The organism is Parabacteroides leei (assembly GCF_023369805.1).
In the GTDB taxonomy this organism is placed as follows: Bacteria; Bacteroidota; Bacteroidia; order Bacteroidales; family Tannerellaceae; genus Parabacteroides; species Parabacteroides leei.
Genome location: NZ_JAMBQG010000020.1, coordinates 20,254 through 40,718, shown reverse-complemented (window position 1 = coordinate 40,718; position 20,465 = coordinate 20,254). Strand labels below are relative to the sequence as shown.

The 20,465-nt window shown below is 43.5% G+C and carries 10 protein-coding genes; 4 read left to right on the top strand and 6 right to left on the bottom strand.

Translation table 11 applies throughout. The features are described from left to right. Positions 1–9: 9 nt before the first annotated feature. From M1P97_RS21590 to galA, 3 genes are read left to right on the top strand one after another with little or no spacing between them, the layout of a single operon-like run. A complete protein-coding gene (locus tag M1P97_RS21590; RefSeq protein WP_195374845.1) occupies positions 10–2,412 on the top strand; it encodes a glycoside hydrolase family 95 protein in 2,403 nt (800 codons plus the stop codon). A 10-nt stretch (positions 2,413–2,422) separates the two neighbouring features. Then, the gene (locus M1P97_RS21585; RefSeq protein ID WP_249390169.1) at positions 2,423–3,370 is read left to right on the top strand and encodes an alkaline phosphatase family protein; all 948 of its coding nucleotides are present in this window, start codon (positions 2,423–2,425) and stop codon (positions 3,368–3,370) included. 17 nt (positions 3,371–3,387) lie between these two features. Continuing rightward, on the top strand, positions 3,388–6,222 hold the full coding sequence (gene galA, locus M1P97_RS21580) for a beta-galactosidase GalA (RefSeq protein WP_249390168.1): 2,835 nt from the start codon (positions 3,388–3,390) through the stop codon (positions 6,220–6,222). Between the two features lie 100 nt (positions 6,223–6,322). Here the strand turns inward: galA and M1P97_RS21575 are convergent, their stop codons facing one another. From M1P97_RS21575 to M1P97_RS21550, 6 genes are all read right to left on the bottom strand, one after another. Further along, positions 6,323–8,224: a RagB/SusD family nutrient uptake outer membrane protein gene (locus M1P97_RS21575; protein WP_195374848.1), complete on the bottom strand. Its 1,902-nt coding sequence runs from the start codon at positions 8,222–8,224 to the stop codon at positions 6,323–6,325. A gap of 19 nt (positions 8,225–8,243) precedes the next feature. Beyond that, positions 8,244–11,771 carry a SusC/RagA family TonB-linked outer membrane protein gene (locus M1P97_RS21570; RefSeq protein WP_249390167.1) on the bottom strand — a complete coding sequence of 1,176 codons (3,528 nt, stop codon included), beginning with the start codon at positions 11,769–11,771 and terminating at the stop codon, positions 8,244–8,246. Between the two features lie 58 nt (positions 11,772–11,829). Then, positions 11,830–12,960, bottom strand: coding sequence for a FecR family protein (locus M1P97_RS21565; RefSeq protein ID WP_195374850.1), 1,131 nt, complete (start codon positions 12,958–12,960; stop codon positions 11,830–11,832). A 603-nt stretch (positions 12,961–13,563) separates the two neighbouring features. After that, positions 13,564–14,166, bottom strand: a complete 603-nt coding sequence (locus M1P97_RS21560) for an RNA polymerase sigma-70 factor (RefSeq protein WP_195374851.1) — start codon at positions 14,164–14,166, stop codon at positions 13,564–13,566. Between the two features lie 516 nt (positions 14,167–14,682). Beyond that, a complete protein-coding gene (locus M1P97_RS21555) occupies positions 14,683–16,815 on the bottom strand; it encodes a S46 family peptidase (RefSeq protein ID WP_365358314.1) in 2,133 nt (710 codons plus the stop codon). A gap of 17 nt (positions 16,816–16,832) precedes the next feature. Next, positions 16,833–18,191: a TIGR00341 family protein gene (locus tag M1P97_RS21550; protein ID WP_195374853.1), complete on the bottom strand. Its 1,359-nt coding sequence runs from the start codon at positions 18,189–18,191 to the stop codon at positions 16,833–16,835. A 204-nt stretch (positions 18,192–18,395) separates the two neighbouring features. Between M1P97_RS21550 and M1P97_RS21545 the strand changes: the two genes are divergently transcribed. Beyond that, positions 18,396–20,465: a sensor histidine kinase gene (locus tag M1P97_RS21545; RefSeq protein ID WP_249390166.1), complete on the top strand. Its 2,070-nt coding sequence runs from the start codon at positions 18,396–18,398 to the stop codon at positions 20,463–20,465.

Here is a 20,465-nt window from a genome sequence, read left to right as displayed (position 1 = left end):
TATCTATCAATGAAAACTCTAATAATTTCAACATGTATCTTGTGTTTTACTGCCTGCACTGTAGAACACAAAAAAGCACCATTGACACTATGGTATAACACACCCGCCGATGCCACCGTCGCTGATAATCCCCATGCAGGCTACAAAGACGATCCGGAATGGCTGAAAGCTTTACCACTAGGCAACGGTTCTCTGGGAGCCATGATCTTCGGAGATGTACACAAGGAACGCATCCAACTGAATGAAGAGACCCTATGGTCGGGAAGCATGCAGCATTGCGATAACCCGGAAGCAGCCAAGCATGTGGAGAAGATCAAGCAGCTATTGTTCGAAGGCAAATACAAAGAAGCCACAGAGTTGACAAACCGTACGCAAATTTGTACCGGGAAAGGCTCCGGACACGGACAGGGTTGTAACGTCCCTTTCGGATGTTACCAAACCTTGGGAGACCTGTGGATCGACTTCGATAACAAATCTCCCTACACCGATTACCGTAGGGAACTGAATCTGGATAACGCGACAGTCCGAGTTTCTTACAAGCAAGGAGAGGCCAATTTCAAACGTGAAATCTTTATCAGCCACCCAGACCAAGCGATGGTCATGCGGTTATCGGCAGATAAAAAACAACAACTCGCTTTCACTTGTCGGCTGAACCGGCCGGAACGTTATTCCACTTATGCAGAAAACGAACAATTGATCATGGCGGGGGTTCTTTCAGATGGTAAAGGAGGCGACGGACTTCAATACATGACCCGGCTAAAAGCTGTGCCGGTAAATGGCTCCGTCACCTACTCCGATTCGACGCTGACAGTGAAAGGAGCCGACGAGGTTTTACTTTTCCTGACCGCCTCAACGGATTACAAAATGGAATACCCCTCCTACAAAGGACGCGATTTCCGCGGTATCACCGAAGCATCCTTAAACAATGCCGCCAAGAAATCATATAACCAGCTTTACAAAGCGCACGTAAAAGAATATGCTACCTATTTCCAAAGAACCTGCTTGTTGCTGACCGACGCCCCCGATACAATACCGACTGACGTAAAGGTACAAAACGCCCGGAAAGGAACGATAGACCCTCACCTATACGAACAGATGTTCCAATACGGCCGTTATCTCTTAATCGCGTCATCGCGACCGGGAACCATGCCTGCCAACTTGCAAGGAATCTGGGCTAACAAACTGCAGACAGCTTGGAACGGCGACTATCATACTGATGTCAATATCGAAATGAATTACTGGCCTGCCGAAGTAACCAACCTGTCGGAGTTGCACCTGCCAATGTTCGATCTGATCGCTTCGCTGGTTGAACCGGGAACCAAGACGGCACAAATCCAATACAACAAAAAGGGGTGGGTAGTACACCCCATCACCAATATATGGGGATATACTTCTCCGGGGGAAAGTGCTTCCTGGGGGATGCATACCGGTGCTCCGGCATGGATTTGCCAACATATCGGCGAACACTACCGGTTTACGGGCGATAAGGACTTTTTGCGTAAGACCTATCCGGTCTTAAAAGGGGCGGTTGAGTTTTACATGGACTGGTTGACTGAAAACCCGAAAACAAAAGAGCTGGTTTCCGGACCCGCCGTTTCTCCGGAAAATACCTTTGTCGCTCCCGACGGTAGCCATAGCCAGATCAGCATGGGACCAGCTCACGACCAGCAAACCATCTGGCAACTATTTGATGACTTCGCGATGATCTCCAACGAATTATCCATCGATGACGACTTTACCCGCCAGGTAGTCGATGCCCAAAAACGCTTGGCCGGAACGAAGATAGGTGCTGACGGACGTATCATGGAATGGGCGGATGAGTTTCCGGAGGTAGAACCCGGCCACCGTCATATTTCCCACCTGTTCGCCATCCATCCGGGATCGCAGATTAACATGCTGCAAACTCCCGACTTGGTTGAGGCAGCCAACAAATCGCTGGATTACCGCATCCAGCATCGCAGAGGGTATGTCGGTTGGAGTTCCGCCTGGGCAATCAGCCAATACGCCCGCTTGCATCAGGCTGAAAAAGCAAAAGAAAACCTGGATGATATCATCGGAAAATGCATCAACCCGAACCTCTTCACAATATGTCCTCCTTTCCAGATCGACGCTAACTTCGGAACAACGGCAGGTATAGCCGAAATGTTGTTACAGAGTCATGTGTACGATCAGGGACAGGAAAGCTATATTATCCAACTGCTCCCCTCCCTTCCCGCCGATTGGAAGAAAGGAGAGTTCTCCGGCTTAAAAGCCCGTGGAGGATTTGAAGTGGCTGTGAAATGGGAAAACGGAGAAATTGTAGACGCTTCCGTTAAATCGTCACAAGGGAACAAATGCCGTATCTGGTATAACGGCGACTATTTACAGACAAACGATTTGAAAAAAGGGGAAACCTGGAAATGGCATAAATAACATGAAAAATATGAAAAACTCAAGAAGAAACTTCTTTAAAAAAGGATTGGCGGGAGCTGTCGCATTAGGCACTGCCTCCATTACCCGACCTGTAACGGCAGCTACTGCCAAAGTGAATGCACCTGCTGCCAAACGCATCGTATTGATCTCACTCGATGGAATCTGCGTCGACGGATTCCTGAAAGCAAAAACACCGAATCTGGACGCATTACTGGCTGAAGGTTCCCTCTCATTGGACACACGCGTGGTCATGCCCTCGGTCACACTACCCAACTGGACCAGCCATCTTTGCGGAAGCGGTCCGGAACAACACGGCGTAGTCGACAATAGCTGGGAGATCTCCAAATTCGTATTACCCGCGATCGAGAAAGACAGTGCCGGATATTACCCCTCTGTGTTCAAAGTATTGAAAGACGCAATTCCGGAAGCAAAAACTGCCTTCTATTACAATTGGATCAACCTGTTCTATCCATACAACAAACAATATTTGGATGAAGTCAGCTATCTGGAAAACGATGCCTATGTGCCAAACTATGAGAAAGCACTCTCTTTCCTGATGGAGAACCGCAAAAAACCAACACTGGTATTCCTCTATTCCGTACATACCGACCATGCCGGTCACAAACATAAATGGATGTCACCGGAATACATACAATCCATCGAGGAAGCCGATGTAGAGATCGGAAAATTCATCGAAAAGATGAAACAGGAAGGATTATACAAAGATACTCATTTCTTGTTCCTGACAGATCATGGCGGTATTAACTACGGACATGGCGGAGTAAGTACAGACGAAATGATCGTCCCCTGGGGTATCGCCGGACCGGGAATAAAGAGAGGATTCAAGATCACGGAAGCCAATAACACGGTAAACACAGCAGCCATCATCCTGCACCTGTTCAAGATTAAACAACCCTTATCCTGGACAGGTGAAGTGATAAAGACAATATTCAAATAATCCTATAACAAAAAACAATGACAACACTCAAAAGTTTTCTACTTCTTTTGTGCATCAGCTTCTCTTTACAGGCTTATGGACAGGAAAAAGTAACCACCCGGGAAGTTCTGTCCTTAGACAAAGGATGGAGTTTTCATAAGGGAGATATCCCCTACCCGGTTATTAAAGGACACAACGCGACCTACCGGAACGCCAAAGCGGGATACGTGAGCGGAGCCGCTTCCCCGAACTACGACGATTCTTCCTGGCGCATCGTAAACCTTCCTCACGACTGGGCTATCGAAGGGAACGTAGATCCGGAAGCCAACCTTTCGCAAGGATACTACAATCGCGGTTTCGGTTGGTACCGCCGCAAATTCAAACTGTCTCCCGAAGATAAAGGGAAACATCTGGAAATACAGTTTGATGGTATCGCCACACATGCAACGATCTGGGTAAACGGAACCGTACTGCATCGTAACTGGTGCGGATACACCTCCATGTATATCGACATCACTCCGTATGCCACTTATGGGGATAATGTAAACACCATTGCCGTACGCGTGGATGCGGATGCCCAGGAGGGTTGGTGGTATGAAGGAGCCGGTATTTACCGTCATACCTGGCTGGTAAAACGTTCGCCGTTGCATATCATTACCGATGGTGTATTTGCTCATCCTGTAAAGAAGAACGACAACCAATGGGAAATACCCGTGGAAGTTTCTTTGTATAACTCGGGAAAGTTACCGGCAGACGGAGAAGTCGAAGTAACCCTGTTCGCTCCCGATGGCAAGCAAATGACAACACTGTCAAAAGCAGTCTCTGTCACAGCATTGAGAGAAAGTATTGCCAATCTCCCGCTGACCGTGTCAGACCCGCAACTTTGGTCACCCGACAATCCTACCCTCTATAAGGTAAAGACTACGGTGAAACAAAACGGCACCGTAACCGACGAGGTCGAAACCAAATGCGGTTTCCGTACAATCCGTTTCGATAACAACACAGGTTTTTGGCTGAATGGGGAAAACATCAAGATAAAAGGTGTTTGTAACCACCAGGATCATGCCGGAGTCGGTGTTGCTGTTCCCGATGCACTTTGGGAATTCCGCCTGCGCAAACTGAAAGAGATGGGAGTCAATGCCTATCGTGTAGCTCACAATCCGGTTGCCAAAGAGTTTATGGCTGCTTGCGACAGCATGGGTATCATGGTGTTGGATGAAAACAGGTTGTTCAACACTTCACCCGAATATGTTCGTCAACTGGAGTGGCAAGTACGCCGCGACCGTAACTGTCCGAACGTAATCCTTTGGTCTGTTTTCAACGAAGAACCGATGCAGGGTACGGAAAACGGGGTTGAAATGGTTCGCCGCATGTACGACGTAGTGAAAAAGATGGACCCGACACGCCCTATAACAGCTGCAATGAACGGAGGATTCTTCTCTGAATATAATGTATCGCAGGCTGTAGATGTCGGAGGGTTCAACTATCAGATCGAAAGTTACGACCGTTTCCACGAAGCCAATCCAAACCTACCTCTGACCAGTTCGGAAGACGGTTCCGCCTTTATGATAAGGGGTGAATATGTCACAGACCGGTCGAAGAACCTGATGGATTCATACGATACGCAATGTGCAGACTGGGGAGCCACCCATCGCAGAGCCTGGAAAGCCGTGGCAGAACGCCCCTGGATGGCAGGGTGCTTCTACTGGACCGGATTCGATTATCATGGTGAGCCGACTCCGCATCGCTGGCCTACAGTCAGTTCTTTCTTCGGTATCATGGACTTATGCGGCTTCCCCAAAATGGCTTATTACTTACACCAGGCACAATGGGTAAAGGATAAAGATATCCTGGAACTGGTGCCTCACTGGAACTGGCCTGCCGACTCCATCGGAAAGCCTATCAAAGTAATGGCATTGAGCAACGCGGATAAAGTAAAGTTATTACTGAATGGCAAAGTAATATCCGAACAAGTAGTCGACCCATATGAAATGAATACCTGGTCTGTTCCTTATAAACCAGGCAAACTGGAAGCCATCGGCTACAAGAACGGAAAGGTCGTCTCACGTGCCAAAGTGGAGACAACCAAGGACCCCGTCCAGGTTCGCCTGACACCGGACCGTAACAGTTTGGCCAGTGATGGTCGTGACGCTATGCCGATCACCGTAGAAGTGATAGACTCCAAAGGCCGTCATGTACCAACAGCCGACAATATGATGGAATTCACCCTGACGGGTCCCGCCGAAATCATCGGTGTAGGAAACGGTAATCCGAACTGCCACGAGCCGGAAAAGGGTAATAAACGCAGCCTGTTCTATGGACTTGCACAAGTCATCATCCAGAGCAAAGAAGGTTCAGGGCCAATCACTCTGACTGCCTCGACTCCGGGATTAAAACCGGCAACGATCACGATCAATACCGAAGAGGTCGCTCCCATACCATCCGTCGCACCAGAGTTTCCTCCAATGTTGCTGAACAGATGGGTAGCCTCTTCCCTTTCCACAGACAAACCTGACGCAACCCGTCAGATTGCCGATAACGATATGAACAGCTGGCAACCCGTTTCAAGTGGCGACCTGATCAAACTGGAAAATGCTAAATTCGTCATTTTACGTGCGACATTCAATCCTTATCAGGCCCATCGGGAAGAAGGCGGAAGTATCCTTTTCAAACAACTGACAGGGAAAGCCGAAATCTGGCTGAACGGTCAATTGATCGGCTCTAAAACGACAGATGAGGAAGAAGACTTCACCGTTGAATTTTCTTCTGTCAAGGATAGATGTGACCTGCGGGTACTGCTGAATGGTGCGACAGGTGAAGCTGTAGGCTTAAAAGGAAATGTAACAGTCCGGACGAAACTGGCTGTAAAATAAGAGATACTATTTCACTACAAAAAACGGAGATACTGCCGGTGGCTGGTATCTCCGTTTTTGATAATAATCAGCTAAGAATCAAAAACACATTCCCTCTACTTTACTCCCATCCCGGATTTTGAATTAATGACGGGCAACGTTTCAACTCTTCCTGATAGATTGGCCAGAGATAAGAACGCGGGGAACTGAATACACGGCCGTCATTCACTACGATACGTTTCATTTTATACTTTTTATCACCAATGATTATCTTTCCGTCCGGATCTTCCACCGGCTTCATTCCATGGGAAAAACGTTGTGTTCTGGCATAAGGCCAGCTATCAGCGTCCCTATAGGCCCTTTCCTGAGCAAGTTGTTCCGTATCATCCGGCTCCATATACAAACGAGCCGTCCAGTAGCGGAAGTTTTCATAAAAAAACTCTACACGACGTTCGCGTTGAATATAGCTATTCATCAACTTTTTATCCGTTTTAGTTTCCGGAGGCATCGGAGCCATGAATGAACGGGCACGAACTTCATTTATCAATTTATAGATTTCTTCGTTCGGACCGCTTAGCTCATTGACAGCTTCACAATAGATGTAAATAAAAGCAGGAAGTCTCCATACCCCCGGGCCATTAATAACATGCCCTCCATGACCTCTTGTCCAACCATCTTTATAAAATTTACGCAGATAATATCCGGTATGGGAAGCCTGATCCAGATAACTGCCGCTCACTGCATCATCACCGGAAGCTGTATTCAATTGCTGTCCTCCATACCAAGAACCGTGGTAACGGATATCACGGTATAGACGCGGATCACGACGAATGCCTTCATACGGATTTTCATCATCATAACCATCAGACTTTGCACGGTCTGCATAAATAGGATAACCATAACCATCCGGCCCGATATATTCGTACTCATCCACCTGCTCCTGCAGAGGACGCTGGCGGGCATGTCCACCTTGGCTGGGAGGCAGGATATCTCCGGACCATCCGGTATCCTTATCTCTTGTTACAAACCATACCCATTCATTCATGATTGCTTCCATCTCAAAGTTCATACGCCACAAACGTTGTTGAACTTTTTCATTATTCGTATCTGATTTGCCATCAATATCCTTAAAATCACTTGCTTCATATTTGTTATACAACTGATACCGGTTCGAACCATCTCCCTTTTTGGCATCCATAACTGCTTTGGCCGCATCTCGCGCTGCTTCCCAGCGCTTAACGTCATAGCTATATTCGTTCTTAAAGACACGGGTATCATTAGGCAAACTTCCTCCATTCCATAGTGGAGTAGCCTGCATCCAGCGGATTATAGCTTTCAATCCCAGACAAGCCCCTTTATCGACGCGACCGAAATAATTACCGCCATTTGAAGCATCCACCCGGGCATATGCCTCATCCGCATCTGCACATATCTTATCGGCAATAGCGTGAAAAGACTCTTTTGTAAAAGTCATATCATCGTCAGGATTGATTACATGGTCAACATATACCGCTTCACCATAAGCCCGAAGTACCAGATAATGCAGATAGCCGCGCAAGAAATAAACCTCACCGATACGCCTGTTCAGGTCTCCTTCACGTCCACTCTGTGGATTATCGGGTGTATTATACCGGGCAACTCCTTCCAGGATAATATTTGCTTTACGAATCCTGGAATATAAACCATTCCAATACTGACCGACATCGCTGCCGTTAGGCATTTTCTGCAGAGCCCCATAGTTGCCTACATGGAATTGATGAGGAATGGCTCCTTCATGGCTACTGGCTGAACATTCATCTGAAATACTGGATAAGCTGAAGTGGTTGAAATAAATCAACGGCTTATTGGCCGATTTACAGTTGGCATATAAATCTGATACCAGCCCATCCACTTTCTCGTAACGTGTGAAAACCTGTTGTTCTGTAGTTTTATCATCCGGAGTCCTGTCCAGATAATCTTCACATGAAGTAAATACGGAAAGACAAGTTGCCAATCCTGCTAATAAAAATATTTTATGCTTCATCTTTTCTTCGTTTATTAAATTAATAAGTGATATCAACGCCAAAATTGAAGATCCGCTGGATAGGATACCAGGCACCGTTACCCTTCTTTGTTTCAGGGTCTACATCCACATCTTTCAATCCGTCAAATGTAACCAGATTCATACCTTGTGCATAGAAACGTACATTTTGGAATCCGGCAAAACGGATCCAGTTTTTCGGTAATGAATAGCCAACTTCCACATTCTTCAAACGCAGATAAGAGGCATTATACAAATAAAGACTGCTACTTTCATTCTTATTGTTCTCGTAAGCACCGATCGTAAGTCGCGGATAGGTGGCCACATCCTTTGTCTCTTCCGTCCAACGGTTCAGGTGCATCGGTTTTACCTTACCTATCTGGTCTTGTTCGTATGCCGGAAAATCCCAGGTGGCAGGACCATTCAGCAACAAACTCGTACTGGCAGCTCCCTGGAATAAGAAACTAATATCAAAGCCTCTATACTGGATTCCCAACGGGATACCAAACTGTATCTCCGGAGTACGCGGATTCCCCATAGCACGCCTGTCATCATCATTAATCACACCATCACCGTTCAGGTCTTTATAAACAACGTCACCCGGATACAACTTACCCCATTGCTGGAAACCGTTATTATTGTTCATCGCATTCAACTTGTCGGCTTCTGCCTGATCGTAAACGAAATGATCTACTTCATATACAAAATGTTCATCGATGCGTTTACCGGTATTCCGACGCCAATCGTCCGCATAGACCACTTCATTCATAAACTGGATTTTGTTGCGGGCAAAAGTGAAGTTCGGTTTAATATAATAACGCAGGTCTTTTCCGAAACGTCCGTTCCAACCGACCTCAAAATCAATCCCACGATTATCTACAACACCTGAGTTGAGAAACGGAGCATCCTTCCCTACAATTTGTGGGAAACCCAGTTTATCGCTACCTCCTAAATAAGTAATTATATCAAAACGGTGTTCATGGAAATAGTCGGCACTAATTGTTAAACGTTCACCGAAAAATGAGGCATCAACACCTACATTTAGCTTCCGTGCCTTCTCCCAAGTCAGGTTCGGATTCGCAAAATTCCCTTCGCTAACTCCACCTGTCCACTGGTTAAATTCATTTTCTCCAAAATCATATCCACTGCCATCACCATAGAATTGTAAATAAGCAAAACGATCGCCATCATTATCTGAAATCTTATCGCTACCTACTAATCCGTAAGAGGCCCTTATTTTCAGCATATCCAACCATTTGCTGCTATTCTTCATAAAGTTTTCACGGGAAATGACCCAACCGATAGAACCGGCAGGGAAAGTGCCATACCGTTTGCCGGGGGCAAAATTCTCCGATCCGTTATAACCAACATTAAATTCAGCCAGATATTTATTTGCATAAGCATAAGTAGCCCGAGCTGTCAACCCCTGATAACGGTAAGCAACACGGTTGTCGATGGTACGGTGTGAACGGTTGAACAAGACCATCCCTGTTACATCATGCTTTTCGAATGTACGCATATAGTCCAACTTCAACTGGTAATAGGTTTTCGCTTCGGCTTCGTTATGGGAAAAGCCGTTAACGATCGTTTCATCCTGTGCATACCAGGGATTACCTTTGATATAAGTCCCGTCATAAGGAGCACTGTTATTCATATAGTATGAGCCATAGCTCCCTTCACCCGGCTGAAAAGTAGCATATCTTGCATAACTCGCATAACCATCGGAACGATCACCCAATACGCGGTTAATCCAGTTTCCTTCTTTAGCGTCATAAGAGAATACACCTTCCACACGTAAACCTTTCGTGATAAAATCCAATTTATGACCAATAGAGAAAGAGCCATTCAGGTAGGTCTTCTTTTCTGTCAGACTACCTGTTCTGGATAATTCTCCTAAGATATTACGACGGTGTTTATAATCTCCGTACAAAAGTCCGTACGGATTTTCCAATACAAATGTTTCGTTCTCCGGATTCCCATTGTCCGGTACAGTGATAGGCAGATAGGAAGGCTGCGTATTACATAAGGCGACAATCCTGTCGGCTGTTGTTCCCGGTGCCTTACGATCCGTAATCTGGGCTCCCAAATCCAGCTTGATATAAAAATCTTTCGTAATATCGACATCTACATTGGCGCGGAAGTTATAACGCGTGAAGTTGGCCTGCGTGTCCGTATCCGTCATGTCGGTATGCCTGTAATTACCGCTTTGAGTGTAATAGTTAGCCATTACATAATAGCGGGCACGTTCCGAACCACCTCGTACAGACAGACTATAATCCTGCTGTACACCCGGTTTGAATGCATAATCAAAATAATCCCAGTTATATCCAAGACCATCCGAATTATCTCCTTTCGCAATCCGATAATTGTCGATAGCCTGCTGAGTGAACAATCCTAATTTAGAAGGATCCGTACCCGGATTAGTATTGATCATTGCTTCATTATATAAAGTAGCATAATCGGCCGAACCCAAATAAGTCGGGAATTTTACAGGACTGTTTGTTCCGGCAGAAGCTTTAAAGTTTACATTCGGCTTTTCAGAAACTTTACCACGTTTGGTCGTGATAATGATCACACCGTTCGCACCGCGTACACCATAAGGTGCAGTTGCCGAAGCATCCTTCAGGATAGTAAATGTTTCAATTTCTTCCGGTGCCAGGTAACTCATATCCCGTTCCACCCCATCCACAATTACAATAGGTGACTGATCTCCATAGGTAGCCATACCACGAATACGGATATCCGATTTATCAACTCCCGGTTCGCCTCCGCTGAACTGATTCACCATCAGACCCGGCATACGTCCGGCCAGTGCATTGTTCAGATTGGCGGTAGGGCTCTGTTTCAGATCTTTAGTCGTAATAGTAGCCACAGAACCCGTGATCGTAGCTTTTTTCTGAGTAACATAACCTACTACCACCACTTCTTCCAAAGCCTTGGTATCCTCCACCAAAGTCACATTCAGCGTATGTTTCCCACTCAGATTAATTTCCTGAGGCTGATAGCCGACATAGGAAAAGACAAGACTAGCCTTTGAATAAGGTGCTACAATCTCATAATGACCATCCACATCGGTAATAATACCGGTCATGGTACCCTTCACCATGACATTCACTCCCGGTAATGGTTCTCCGAAGTTATCAAGCACTTGCCCCATCACTTTAAAGCCCTCCTGGCTGACTTCCGCAACAGAGGGAAATGTTTCCTTAGGATAAACCATCACCTGTCCTTTTTCTACTTTGAACGTGCAATTCTGATTCGCCAATAAAAGGGTCAAGGCCTCCTCCAATGTTACATTCTGTTTGTATACACTCACCCGTGTATTATCATTCAGAATATTGTCTGAATAAATAATACTCACCTGCGCCTGTTCCTGTAGTAATTCCAGCGCTTGTTTCAGCGTTAAGTTATTCACCGATAAACTCACCTGCGACTTCAGTACATTGGCACAGACAGATAATGAAACCAGGCTACAAACACCCAAAGCCAATACTTTTCTCCATCGTTCTTTCCCACGAGGGAAACTTTCCTTTAGGATACTTCCTCCCATAATACCAGATTTAAATTGTTAAACAATAAAAGATAAAAAAACACTTTTCCTATAATAATTACTTGGTCGTTATTTCATAAAACAATTGATTTTCTGAGCTATAATCAGGAACCAGAATACTCATTACCACATCCAGAGTTTCCATTGCAGTATTCCTTATATCTAAATCGCCGGATATCCTGTAATCTTTATATTCCGGCTTAAGAAGTGTGATTTGTATATTGTATACTTTCTCCAGTTTATGCAAAACATTGTATAATGGTTCTTTCCTGAATTTCAATTTACTGTTGATCCATGAAATATAATCCTGTGGATCTACTATTTTAAGCTCTTCCTCCCCCGATGCGGAGAAGAAAGTATAAAGCTGATCGGGCGCCATCACTATTTGTCCGGCACTACCATCCAGAGCTATCTTACCTGAGACTAAGACTGCTTCAAATTTATTAAGTGATTTATCGATGGAGACATTAAACTGTGTGCCGAGCACCTCCACCGCTTTATAAGCTGTCTGCACAATAAATTTGCGATCAGACTCCTTAGCTACTTCAAAATAAGCTTCACCATCCAGATATACTTCCCGCTTATTTGCCGTAAATTCAATGGGATAGGCCAAAGAAGAACCAGAGTTTAGATATACTCTTGTTCCGTCTTCCAAAATAAGGGTAGAACGTTTACCATAAGGAACATGGATTGTATTTAATGTATGTTTTTTTTCCCCAGAGATTTCCACAGTATCATTTATGACAATTTGCCCCCGTCTGTTATAAGCAACGACCACAGACGTATCGGCCAGCTTTATCCTTTTATCAGCTTGTAACGTCAATGTTATTTCCGTTTGATTGCGACCTGTAGCCAAAGCCTTTTCATAATCATAGTAAGGTTCTTTGCCGGAAGGTGAAAAGAAAAAGAACAGCAGAATAGCTGCAACACCGGCAATTGCCGAAATATAGTAAGCAATATATCGGGGCAATCGCTTTCTGCGTATTTTGTCCATGATAAATCGTACCTCTTCCTGATCTGCTTCCCCTTTCTGCATTGCATAATACACATCAGCAGAGGCCCACAAAGACTGTAATTGAGCAAAGCGGGCTTTGTTTTCATTGCCTGACTCAATCCACAGAAGTATCTCCCGTGCCTCTTCTACAGAACATTGTCTCTCTATAAACCGTATTAATATTTCGTCGTTCATTTCCTGTTTTATGTCGGATACAAGAGAAGAACAACATTTTCAGGTTTTACCCTAACCATAATATAGTATTAATTCATTGACGGAATTAATTCTTACCATATTTGAATGTTACTTTTCTCTTGAAAGAAAAGTAACCAAAAGTAGGTTCATCTTTCTAAATCCGCATCTATCCTTATTGTGTTTTTCGGTATGTAATGAAAAGCTGTTGCAGGGGAAGTATTAATTTCCTCCTTAGGACACACCAATTTCCTAAGGAGGAAATTCGCGTTTCCTGCCTGGGAAATTACAGTTTCCTGCGCAGGGAACTAGAGTTTCCTAAGGATGGAATTGTCAGGAAACTGGAGTTTTCATATCGAAAGACTACGAAGAAACTGTAATTAATTGATTAATAACAAATAAATGCAATTTTAATACAGCTGTATATCTATGCTTCTTTCTATCTCGATGGTAAGTATAAAAAATATTTTCTGCTGTAATTAGTTTGATCTTTCCCATGATCGGACGTTTTAGTTATTGTCAGAAATGAATGTTTCAATTTTTTCTATATTAGAGACTCACATTCTAAGAGGGAAATATATTAATTCCGCCAATCGGTTAGTACTCTTACTTTTTTATCAGAAGAAACTGAAGTATACAAAACAGAATGGTAAAATAATCTTTTGATAAATCGCTTCTCAATTGCTTTAAGGCGTTGCTTATATGATATTCCACGCCTTTTATCGAGATTCCCAATTGTTCGGCAATTTCTTTGTTTTTTAATCCACTATAACGGCTTAGCATAAAAATCTTCCTGGTTCGGGGTGGTAATTTCTCTAAAGAGGCTGCTATAGCACTGGTTAGCTCTTTCGTTGTAAGTATCTCCAATGAATCATCCTCCAGAACATATACATTACTTCTTTGATAAACGGCATATTCACTAAGATTATCGATAGGAATAGTTTCTAGTTGCAGACTCTTCAAATAGTTCAGGCATTTGTTGCGGCTGACCACCATCAGATAGGTTATCAGACAGGTTTTATCATCCAGATTTCCTCGTTGTTCCCAAAGAGCCAGGAATGTATCTTGTACAATCTCTTTTGCCACCTCCTGGTCCACTACATAGATATTGGCGAAAGAATGCAGACGGGGCCAATAAGACTTGACCATTTGTTCGAAGACTTTTTCATTGCCGTTTTTTAATTGCTGTATCGGAAAAGACTGATCCATAATCTAAATGGAATTTTATCCATCAGTTCCCGAAGTGGATGGTTTATAAATAAAGAAGCGTGAGAACTGTTGATATATCTAAATTCGAGGCTCTCGACTGCCCATAACTCTGATATAAACAACAGGCTCACGCGCTTTATCCTGAATACACAGATATGGAACACATACCTGCCAGCGTATAACAAGAAAAAGAACATGAGCGTTTAGTTGCCTATTATCCAGAGTTATTGAAATTGTCGAGATTTCGAATTTAGGATAATATCTTTAAACGCTTATGTTTTATTAATAAGTTGCAGAATCAGCAACGCTTTGCCTGCCTGCACATTCATCGCAAATATAAATAGAAGATATGGAATTCTTAAGCCTCTGCTCCATTTTTTTACAAGAATCGAAATACTTATAGCTACCAGAGATAAAAATCTTCCTCCATTTTGCTGAATTAACAGATATTGTTTATCATAAAAAAAGCCTGAAAGAGTTATTCCTTCAGGCTTTTTTTATGATAATTATGTAAGATTATCTCACCAGTTTCAATTCCTCGATCAAACGTGGGCATTTTCCCCACTTGTCGATCATGTAAAGTACATAACGGATATCCACTGCAATACAACGCTGCAAATCCGGTTCGAATGCGATATCGCCACTCATTGCTTCCCAGTTTCCATCGAAAGCAAGACCGATCAAACGGGCATTTTTATCGAAAACAGGGCTACCGGAGTTACCGCCTGTTATGTCGTTGTTCGATAAGAAGCAAAGCTGTAATTCCCCTTTTTCATTAGCATACTGGCCAAAATCCTTGCTACGGATCATATCCAGGATTTCAGGCTGTACCCAGAATTCATCGTCTTCCGGATTTTCTTTTTCCAGAATACCTTTTTCCGTAGAATAATAATCATACCAGGCGGCATCATACGGATGGTATCCACCGATTGAACCGTAGCTTAAACGCATGGTAAAGTTTGCATCCGACGAAAGGGCTTCATCAGGATACATTTCTTTCAGACCGGCAAAATACAGACGTTCGCCTTTTTCTATATCGTAATGGGCATCCCCCATGAACTGCTGCAATTCGAACAGAGAGATCAATGTAGACAGACTCAGTTCTGCTGCCGGATCTTTCTTCAGTTTTGCATACAGTTTCGGATTCTTCAGCATCTTCTCGATATTATCGTAAGATAAAAGTGAAGTCTTTTTAAAGACATCCGCCGCATATTTAGCATAGTCTCCTTTATACTTTTTATCGACTTTCTGATAGATATCCGGAAGATACTGGGCAGGAACACGCTCTTTCACCACCTTCATCATGGCGGCGAGTACTTTCTGGTCGAGAGTAGCATCGTAATCCTTAAAGAACGGTTTGATCTTATCTTCCAGGACAACGTCTATTTCCTCCGGAGTAGAACCGCTGACATCCACACCCTGCACCATACGTGCCAGACGCACAATTTCAGTTCCGCTGACAAACGCTTCCATCAGATAAGTCGATACATTCTTATATTCATCGGTTGAAGTATACCCTTTTTCCAACAAACCTAATACTTCACCATATTTAGCCTGACGCTCCGGAGTCTGGCTCACCCAGTTTGCAAAAGCAGCTTCTTCCTCCTTCTTACGCTCCAATACATTCAGGTTAGCTAAACCACGGTTCATTCCGATCGAATTCTTCCAGTAATTGGAACTACCGGCATATTTGGAAGCATATTTGATACGTACTTCGTCACTGGCCAGCATGGCTTCTTTCCAGATAGCCTGCTTAACACCACGTACATCGATACGGGGTTTATTACTGTCTTCAATACGTTGTTTCACCCCCCAAGAGGATAGATAACGGTCTGTACTTCCCGGAAAACCGATCGTCATGGCGTAATCCTTATCCTGATATCCCTGCAGAGAAACTTCAGCTACATATTTAGGACTATAAGGTTTGTTATCCTTGTTATATGCTGCCGGCTTATTATCTGCATCAGCATATACGCGGAATACAGAAAAATCGCCCGTATGACGTGGCCACATCCAGTTATCGGTATCACCACCGAACTTTCCTACTGAACTGGGTGGAGCAAATACCATACGCACATCGTTAAACACATCATATACAACCAGGAAATATTTGTTATTATTATAGAAAGGCACTACATCGGCTGCCTGAAACTCTGTGTTTCCGATAGAATCGCAAATAACCTGTCCGATAGAGTCGGCAGCGGCCAAACGAAGATATTCTTCTTCGATATTAGCGATTTCACCGTTGATACGGTCGCTTACGTCTACTGTTTCACGCAGGTAACGTACGCTTAAGCCCGGAACAGGCAATTCTTCTTCTTTGGTCTGAGAGACAAAACCATCTTTCAAATAATCGTGTTCAACACTACTCAACTGTTGGATCGAACCAAAACCGCAATGGTGATTGGTAAAGACCAATCCTTCTTCCGATACGGTAATACCGGTACATCCGCCACCAAAAATAACAACAGCGTTGGCCACACACGGGTCAGTTTCACTGTAAAGCTGCTCATAGGACGGGACAAATCCCAGTTCCTGCATTTTCGCCAGATTCTGTTTGTTTAATTCCTTCAGAACCCACATACCCTCATCGGCATATACCTGGCCTGCAGCAATCAGAAGCAGTAAAACTGCCCACACCTTCTTCATAAAATTCATTCTTTTATTTATTCTATTAGTAATTTGATATTCTTTGCATTTACACGAGCTCCCAGCCACTCCCGTATTTTTTGTTGCTCTTTTTCATTGATGCGTTCTTTACTTTTCAGGTAAACCAACATGACCGTATCCTGCTTCATGCTGTCGGTCGTCATGATATAGGTATTCGAGCAGGAAGCTTCAAGAACCGCCGGAAACAGCACTTTCATTTCCGGAATTAACTCAGATGTAATACGTGAAGCGCTTTTATAATGATCGACTGTCCGTTTCAACGAATCGATCTGTATGGATTGCACGCGGAGCACTTCTTCGCTATTTTTATAAAGATCCTGCATCAACATACTCTTCAGTTCGTTAATGTCTGTGGCCTCCTGGCCAAAACCTTGCTGGACGACTAACGAAACGTCTTTCAAACCATATTTACGAAGTCGGCTCCGGGCTATTTCAATCATCGGGTCCGGTACATTTTCCCCGATCAATACGACCTTTACCTCTTTCTTCTCACTCGTATCCGTTACCGTTTTGCTCAATATCTGCGTATTCGGAAAAGCTAACTCTTCCGCCACAAAATTGGTAACCCGGTCATTGAAGTAACTGGAGCGGATCAGGTTATAACTCAGAAAAAGACTGGGAACAATGGTAAAAAAGACGATTACACCGACATACCGTGTCACCACTTTCTCCCGTTGCTTATCAAGAAATATCTTTTTAGGATACTTCAGAAGCCGAACCACCAGAAAAGTAGCCAGACTGATAAATACCGTATTGATAAAATAGAGATAAAAAGCACCGAAGAAATAATAAAGGTTTCCGCTGGCTAACCCGAAACCGGCTGTACAAAGCGGTGGCATCAAGGCCGTAGCAATAGCCACACCCGGAATCACATTCCCCTTACTTTTTGTCGAGCTGGCTACAATTCCGGCCAATCCTCCGAAGAAAGCGATCAACACATCATACACGGTCGGTTGCGTACGCGCCAACAATTCACTTTGCGCCTCACTGATCGGAGAGATAAGAAAAAACAAGGTGGATGTAATCACACTAAAGACCGTAGCCGTTAGAAAATTGCGGAAAGAACGTTTGATCAGTTCATAATCGTAGATACCCAAACCAAGACCGAATCCCATAATTGGTCCCATCAACGGAGAGATTAACATCGCACCGATAATCACCGCCGTAGAGTTCGTGTTCAAACCCAAAGACGCGACGAAAGTTGCAAATATTAAAACCCAAAGATTGGTACCTTTAAAGTCAATACCTTTTTTTATGGATTCTACTGTTTCAAGTTCATTTTCCTTCTCCTGACGGACATCAAAATTACGAACAAAGAAGTCTCTTATTTGCTTGTGTAACACTCCTTTTTCCATCCCACTCTCTTGTATTGATAAATACTCCGACTAATAGCCTCACCTTAACCGTGCAAAGATAGAAATAGTATCCCGAAATAAAAAATAAGAAATGTAAACAAGAATAAGCAACATAAGCTCCAATCAGTAGTTGATTTTCATTAACTTTGCACACAGTAGACAAACAGGTTCCGGAAAGGGGCTTATCTAAATATTTATATAAAAATGAAACTCTGTTTAATTCTGATGTACATGCTTACCAACACATTCTTTATTGTAGCCAATAATGCTACAACCAAAGAAGCTTTGAGCATGAGCCTAAAGTCTGCATCCTCTACAGAAAAAAAGCTGGAAACACTGACCAACCTAATGGATATTTCCCGTCAGGAAGAGCAGGTTGAATACGCAAAAGAACTATATAAAGAGGCACTTGCCGATAACAACGATCATTATAAAGAGGTCGCTCTCACAGAAATACTCCGGTTCTATGTCAACAACGATATTAAAGACAGTACCAGTGTATACATGGAAAAAGCCAGACAGGAACTGAAAGGAAAAGCACGTGATTTTCTAGTTACTTATATGCAAACGATCATCGATGTACGCGTTGTGTTTTATACGGAAGGAGAAGACAGAAAGAAGCTGATAGAACAATACCGGCTCAAACTGGAAACAGATAAGAAGCTTTCGTCCCTTGAAAAAATGTCGATCAACTATGTTCTGGGAATGGCCTATAGCAACCGGATTGAACCGGGTAATGAGGAAGAACTACAAAAAATGGTAAGTGAGCGGTTTAAGGAAGTGATCGCTCTTTCGGAAAACATACCGTTACAATACTCTTATTTGTTCCGTTTGAACTCATTCAGCATTCTGACTCTTTATTCTCCCGACACTTCGGAACAAATAAAATATGCAATCCGTTATCTGGATATGCAGAATGAATACGCTGAAACAAAAGAAATGAAAAAACGCCCTTACGTCACAAAGCGGCATTTATTGAATGCTTATTCTTCGCTCGCCCTTTCTGCCAAAACGCTGGGAAAAGACATCGCAACGTCCTATTATCGGCATTTCATGGAATTAAATGGCAAATATCCTGAGGATGCCGGTTTTTCCGCTGAATATGACCGTTTTTACACATCACTGAATTTCTATCGATTGATAGAAGATTATCCTAAATCTATCAAATATTGCGATTCGATTATCCATTATTTCCGCCATTCAGGTTTGAAGATCGACCTATCGGAACATGTCGTATCGACACTCAAGGATAAAATAGATATGTTAGACAGCCTCCACCTGTATAAGGAAGCCTTTTATGCTCATAAAGAATACGCAACCCTAGTGGATTCTGCACGAATGAAGAATATAAATGACAAGCTGGAAGACCTGGAAATCAAGAAACGGGTGGATGAACTGGTTATAGAAAAGAAAGCACTGGAAATTGATTTGCAGAAAAGTCACAACCAGCTCTATCTGTTTCTATCCTTATTTATACTGGCCATCAGTTCTGCTGTTTTCGTTGCATTCCGTTTATGGAAAATTAATTCCTTATATAAGAAATTACAGGAATCAAACCGCCAGGTTATTCTCGCCAGTGAAAAAGCACAAGAAAGTGAGAGGATGAAGAATGCGTTTATTAAGAACATGTGCCATGAAGTTCGTACGCCTTTAAACGCAATCAATGGTTTTGCCGAACTGATCACGACTGAAGACATCTCTCTGGAAGAAAAACAAGACTTCAGCAAGATTATTTTTGAAAATTGCAACCATATTACTTCCATGATGAACAGCGTACTGGAGATCGCTCAGTTAGATAGTAATAAAGATGATCTTCCGTTGTCAGCAGTTAATATCCACCTACTTTGTTCCTGTGAAATGGAACAGATAAAAAGACTTTACGGCAAACCGGGCATAGAATACAAACTCGAAGGTAACCGCGAAAAGGATCTGGCTTTCACAAACCAAAGTCATTTCAGCCTGATCCTGTCGCATCTGTTGAACAATGCGAACAAATTCACAGAAAAGGGTAATATCACGCTCTCTTACAACCCGGAAGAAGAGCAGAACCGAATGGTCATAAGCATAACTGATACCGGCTGTGGCATTTCGGCGGATAAACGCGAATGGATATTCGAACGGTTCACTAAAGCGAACGATTTCGTTCCGGGATCAGGACTTGGACTATATCTGTGCCGCCAGATCGCTCACCGGATGAAAGGTAACATTTGTGTAGATCCGGATTATACAACCGGATTACGCATTATTCTGACAATCCCGATCAAACCGGAATAA